At 59.0% G+C, this 6,000-nt stretch carries 4 protein-coding genes; all 4 read left to right on the top strand.

Annotated elements, in window-relative coordinates; all coding sequences use genetic code 11:
- A partial coding sequence (locus OOT33_RS17445; RefSeq protein WP_146303630.1) for an IS6-like element IS6100 family transposase occupies positions 1-701 on the top strand: 701 nt, incomplete at its 5' end.
- Between the two features lie 202 nt (positions 702-903).
- On the top strand, positions 904-2,349 hold the full coding sequence (locus OOT33_RS17440) for a hypothetical protein (RefSeq protein ID WP_307751178.1): 1,446 nt from the start codon (positions 904-906) through the stop codon (positions 2,347-2,349).
- Between the two features lie 354 nt (positions 2,350-2,703).
- Positions 2,704-4,047, top strand: coding sequence for an SLC13 family permease (locus OOT33_RS17435; protein ID WP_156843184.1), 1,344 nt, complete (start codon positions 2,704-2,706; stop codon positions 4,045-4,047).
- Positions 4,048-4,587: 540 nt separating this feature from the next.
- Positions 4,588-5,943, top strand: coding sequence for an IS1380-like element IS1247 family transposase (locus OOT33_RS17430; RefSeq protein WP_006473457.1), 1,356 nt, complete (start codon positions 4,588-4,590; stop codon positions 5,941-5,943).
- The last annotated feature ends 57 nt before the right edge of the window (positions 5,944-6,000 follow it).

The following is a 6,000-nucleotide window of genomic DNA, read 5'->3' as shown; positions in this document are numbered from 1 at the left end:
GTCGCTATCCGATCAGCTATCGCGACCTTGAGGAAATGCTGGCGGAACGCGGCATTTCGGTCGACCATACGACGATCTATCGCTGGGTCCAGTGCTACGCCCCGGAGATGGAGAAGCGGCTGCGCTGGTTCTGGCGGCGTGGCTTTGATCCGAGCTGGCGCCTGGATGAAACCTACGTCAAGGTGCGGGGCAAGTGGACCTACCTGTACCGGGCAGTCGACAAGCGGGGCGACACGATCGATTTCTACCTGTCGCCGACCCGCAGCGCCAAGGCAGCGAAGCGGTTCCTGGGCAAGGCCCTGCGAGGCCTGAAGCACTGGGAAAAGCCTGCCACGCTCAATACCGACAAAGCGCCGAGCTATGGTGCAGCGATCACCGAATTGAAGCGCGAAGGAAAGCTGGACCGGGAGACGGCCCACCGGCAGGTGAAGTATCTCAATAACGTGATCGAGGCCGATCACGGAAAGCTCAAGATACTGATCAAGCCGGTGCGCGGTTTCAAATCGATCCCCACGGCCTATGCCACGATCAAGGGATTCGAAGTCATGCGAGCCCTGCGCAAAGGACAGGCTCGCCCCTGGTGCCTGCAGCCCGGCATCAGGGGCGAGGTGCGCCTTGTGGAGAGAGCTTTTGGCATTGGGCCCTCGGCGCTGACGGAGGCCATGGGCATGCTCAACCACCATTTCGCAGCAGCCGCCTGATCGGCGCAGAGCGACAGCCTACCTCTGACTGCCGCCAATCTTTGCAACAGAGCCCTTTCATTCATATACAGATCGGCATGAGGAACCGCCGGGTAATTGTGCCCTCATGACCAAAATGAGGCAGCTTTATAGGAGAAGCGGAATGAGAAATAGCGGGCAAATTCGTGCAAACCAATTACGGTCTCGGTGCCATCGAGGCAAGATGCGGGGCTGGCTTTCGATCATGATGGCGTCAGTTGTCATCGGCCATTTAACCACCATGCCAGCTATTGCTCAATCTGACTCGGTAGTGACCGGTGCGGCGTATAAAGAGGAGCGGGGAACTCTTCCGGACGGCACTTCGTATATCATACGGGTGCCGAATAATTGGAACGGCGTCTTGATCCGTGATCTCGACATCGCGAGCTCGCTCGGGATTAGTTGGACCCCAGAGTCGCCGACGAACCCGAAGGACGCTATATTGAATCGGGGATATGCTCTGGCAGGTACGGCGCGGCATGTCATGCGGATGTACCAATATGATCCGAGGCGTGAGATCTCAAATCTCGACTTGGTTCTCGACAAAGTGGATGCAAATTTCGGTAAGCCCAAGCGCGTCATCCAGATGGGGTGCTCGGGCGGAGGACATGTTACACTCGCCGTGTCCGAGGACTTTTCGGATCGTATCGATGGTTCCGTTGCGCTGGCTGCGCACACGCCCGTTTGGCTTATGAACTCCTTCTTTGACGGCTGGTTCGCTCTCAAGGCGCTGATTGGACCGGGCTACGTCGCGGCAGGCGGCAACATGGAAGATCTTGCGATTACGGGCATGCCTAATGATGGTTCGTCGCATGCCAGTGCTCATGGATTGGAAGGTGACGTGCCGGCGGCATGGCGCAAGGCGGTCAGGATAGCGCAGGAGTCGCCGCAAGGCCGCGCCCAACTAGTGCTTGCCTTTACGATCGGCCAATGGCCAGCGTGGATGAGCGACAAGGTAACACGCCCGGATTTGAATAATCCGGAAGAACTACAAAAGAGTATATACTACTCGGCGGATATGATCACCTCCAGCCCGGGCGGCGAAGCCCGTGTCATGTTCGAGAATGCGGCGTATGGACAGCAGCTATCGTGGAATGACAATGTAGATTATGCGAAAGTATTTGAGATGGGGAATCCGCACCTCAAGGCTGCCGTTCGTGCACTTTATAAAAAGGCTGGTGCTGATTTGGACGCCGACATCGCCAAGGTTAACGGTGCTCCGAGAATCAAAGCCTCGCCATATGCGCTGGACTTCTGGAAACAGCCGGGCCGGACTACCGACGGCAATCCGAAGATTCCGGTTCTCCGCCTCCACATGGTAGACGACTACCAGATTCCGCCCAGCCTTGTGGAAGGTTACGAAGCCGAGGTAAAAAGGCATGGGAAGGAAGACTTGGTGCGGACCGCCTATGTCAATTCGACCGGCCACTGCAATTTCAGCACGGCTGAACAGCTGGAAGCCATCGATACCATGATGAAGCGGCTCGATACCGGCAAATGGCCGGGTACAACTCCGGCTGAGCTTAATAAGCGCGCTGCCGCGCTCGATACCGATACGACGGCTCGCTTTATGGACTATAATCCGTATAGGCAGGGACAATACGCCCGCATTTGGGCGCCCAACAACTGACGGTATTTATCGATAACGGCGCGGGCGTCCGATCCGGGCGCCCGCGCTTTCTAAGGCACGCAGATTGCGATAACCGAATTAGAACGAAGGCGTCGAAATGTCCCATCACGCACAATATGCACGATCCGGTATTTGCGGCGGAAGACAACGTGTTCTCTCCGGAGGGGTTGGAAAGGACACGGACCAGAGTCAGCTTTTACGACGACGGTCTTGAGGAGTCCCGAGGCAGAGGTTATTAATAACGCCTCGGTCATTTGATGCCGTTAGGAAGTACGGCGGAGTAGATGGTTCAGAAGTTGGTTGGCCGCGTGGATTTCGGCGCCATGTCTTGGTACCTCACAAGGAGAATCTTGCGTGTCGATCCATGTTATTGGCATTGCGGCGCTCGTACTGGTCTTTGTTGTGGGGACCTTGAGGCCGGTTAACTTAGGCGTCCTGTGCCTGGTTGCGACATACTTGGTGGGAAGCCTGGTTGCCGGAGAAAATAGCCGCGAGCTGCTATCCGGGTTCCCGGCCGACCTGTTCGTATTGCTGGTTGGGGTGACCTATTTATTTGGAATAGCCTCCTCAAATGGGACCATTCAATGGCTTGTTGAGCGAGCTGCGCAGCTGTTGGGAGACCGGCCGGGGGCCGTCCCATGGCTCATCTTCGGCGTAGCTGCCATCCCGAGCGCAGCCGGGGCGCTCGGTCCGGCGGCTGTGGCCATGCTAGCGCCGCTGTGTCTTAATCTCGGAGAACGCTATCATATCGATCGCCGAATGTCGGCGTTGATGCTCATGCATGGCTCGGCGCTCGGGAATTTCTCGCCGCTGAACGGGCTGGCTATTATAGTCAAGGCGGCCGCTGAGGTAGGTGGACTACACTTCTCGTCGGCTCAGTTGTTCTTTAGTAATGCGGCGTACAACATTGCCCTCGCCGTGGTCATCTACCTCCTTTTCGGAGGACCCGCCCTGCTCTTGCGCAGACGGGCTGTTGTTGCCGTTGGACCCGCACCTGTCGTCGCGGACCTCGGCGCGTCCGCGGTCTTGTTGGCAAGGGAGCAGGAGGAGGTTGGGCCGGCTGGTTCTACGGAAGCCTTGGTTGCTTCAGAGGACGTTGCCCTCCGACCCGATCAGATGGTTACGTTAGCCGCCATCTTGGGAGTGGGGACTGGCGCGTTGATTTACGACATAGATATCGGATTCTTGGCCCTGCTCGCAGCTTCCTTCCTGCACCTTTGCTTTCCGAGCCGTGTAGCCCTCGCAGATCGCCGGATCGTTTGGTCAGTGGTCCTCCTCATTTGCGGCGTGGTGACGTTCGTTAGCGCATTGCAGAGGTTTGGTACCATAACTGAGATCGGAGGAGGGATCGCCGAGGCGGGCGCCCCCCTGCTTGTAGCGTTCCTGCTTTGCATGGTGGGGGCGGTATCCTCAGCCGTGGGCTCCAGCGCCGGGCTGCTTGGTGTTCTCATCCCGCTGGCAGTGCCTCTTCTCTCACAAGGTGAGGTCGGTATCACGGGCATGATAGTCGCTCTTTCGATTTCGGCTACCGTGGTGGACTCAACCCCCTTTTCTACGGTTGGAGCGCTCACGCTTGCAAACGCCCCTGAAGAAGAGCGGCCAGCTCTATTCCGCGCGATGCTGATTTGGGGACTTGCGATGATCCTGACCGCTCCAGCCTTGACCTGGTTGCTCTTCATCCGTGCCGGCACGGGCTGACCGCGCCTCTGTTAGAGGAACCATTGTCCTCGCCGGCCCTGTCAAACAAAAGCCGTTCAGCTGAAGTTCGGGCGGAGTCGAGTATTGTCGGACGCGAGGGTCGCTTTGATGTCGGGCTCACAAGCCGCCTGCCGATTCCGGTTCCTCACTCTTCTCCAGAAGTCTCTGTTTTAGGGGGCGTTTGTCCGCGTCCCACTACGCTCGCCCCAAAGTGGAGACTCGTGGCTCGAGCGCAGCATCGCCATCCATCACGAAACCAACGGTATGATCGAATAGTTTGGCTTGATCTCCGCCGGAAACATTCGCTGAAAGCGCGTTAGCTGATGCACATTTCCGACAATGGCGCTGACTCTTCGCTGAGAGTGTCCCGCCGCACGTCTACAGCGGGCGTCGAACTGCACGCAAGATGAGCGTGGACTAAAAGTCGATCGATAGGAGGGCTTCAACCCACATTTCCCAAGTAAGGCGCTGATTTCGCTGTCCTGACCATTATATTTCCTATATAAAACATGGTGTTGAAGGCTGCGAGGGGCGCGTTTCATGGATCACCCAGAGGGTGCGGGCTTGCAACGGGCAGATCGGGTGGATTTCGACCCTCGCGTGCGGCTGGAATTTCGCGGCACGCAGCTCAGTTCCGACGGCGGCCTTCTGGTGATGCGCGAGCTTGATGACGCGCTCGGGTTGTCCGATTTGGCGTCAGCGGCGCTGCGCGATACTCGCTCTGGCAAGAACACGGTCCATCGGCTCGACGGCCTGTTCCGGCAATCAGTCTTTGGGCGGCTGGCCGGATACGAGGATGTCAACGACGCCAACCGTCTCGCCTGCGATCCGGTCATGCGCCAAGTTGTCGGCGGCAGAGCGGTCGATGCACAAGCGGCCTCGGCATCGCAGATGGGACGGTTCGAGACCGAGACGCTGGCTCTGGCCGGGAACCGTGCCGCGCTGGCCGACCTGAACGGGCAATGGATCGACCGGTTCCATGACCGTAACGGGCTGAAGTACATCGTTCTGGACATGGACAGCTCGGTCAGCCCGACCCATGGCGACCAGGAAGGGTCCGCCTGGAATGGCCATTTCGACTGTAGCTGCTATCACCCCAACTTTCTGTTCAACCAGTTCGGGATGCTGGAACGCTGCGCCCTGCGCCATGGCAACGTCCACAGCGCCGATGGCTGGCGTGATGTTCTCGACCCCGTCATTGCGCGCTACGCGGAGCGCGACCTTGGTGGCAGGTTCTTCCGGGCCGATGCTGCCTACGCGATCCCGGCGATCTATGAGCGATTGGAAGAAGCGCGGTTCTTCTACGCCATCCGGCTGCCCGCAAACGCGGTCCTCAAGGACAAGATCGCGCATCGGCTAACGCGCCCTGTCGGGCGGCCGTCACTGACCAAGGTCAAGCGGTTCTTCGAGGAATTCGAGTATCAGGCGGCGTCCTGGGACAAGGAACGCCGGGTGATCGCCAAGATCGAATGGCATCCGGGCGAACTGTTCCCGCGTGTCGGCTTCATCGTCACCAACCTGCCGATGGAGCCGGACTGGGTGGTGCGGTTCTACAACCAGCGCGGCACCGCCGAGCAGCACATCAAAGAGGGCAAATACGCCTTTCGCTGGACGCGGCTGTCGTGCCGGAAGTTCCGCGACAATGAGGTGCGGCTGCAACTGCACGCCCTGGCGTACAACCTGGCCACCTTCTTGCGCTGCATCGAGCTGCCCGAGGCCATGGCCGACTGGTCGTTGACCAGCCTGCAACTGAAGCTGATCAAGATCGGGGCACGTGTGGTCCGTCACGCCCGCACCATCACCTTCCAGCTGGCCGAGGTCGCTGTCACCGGCACGATGGTACGCGCCATCCTCGCCGCTATCCGCCGATTGCGAGCGCCACCGCTATGCGCATGATCGCGATCCACGCTCAAACTGAACGAAAGCGGCTGGACAGATCTGTCCGCTGCGCTG

It is taken from the genome of Sphingobium sp. DEHP117 (assembly GCF_030867385.1).
In the GTDB taxonomy this organism is placed as follows: domain Bacteria; phylum Pseudomonadota; class Alphaproteobacteria; order Sphingomonadales; family Sphingomonadaceae; genus Sphingobium.
This window is presented reverse-complemented; position numbering and strand designations above follow the sequence as displayed.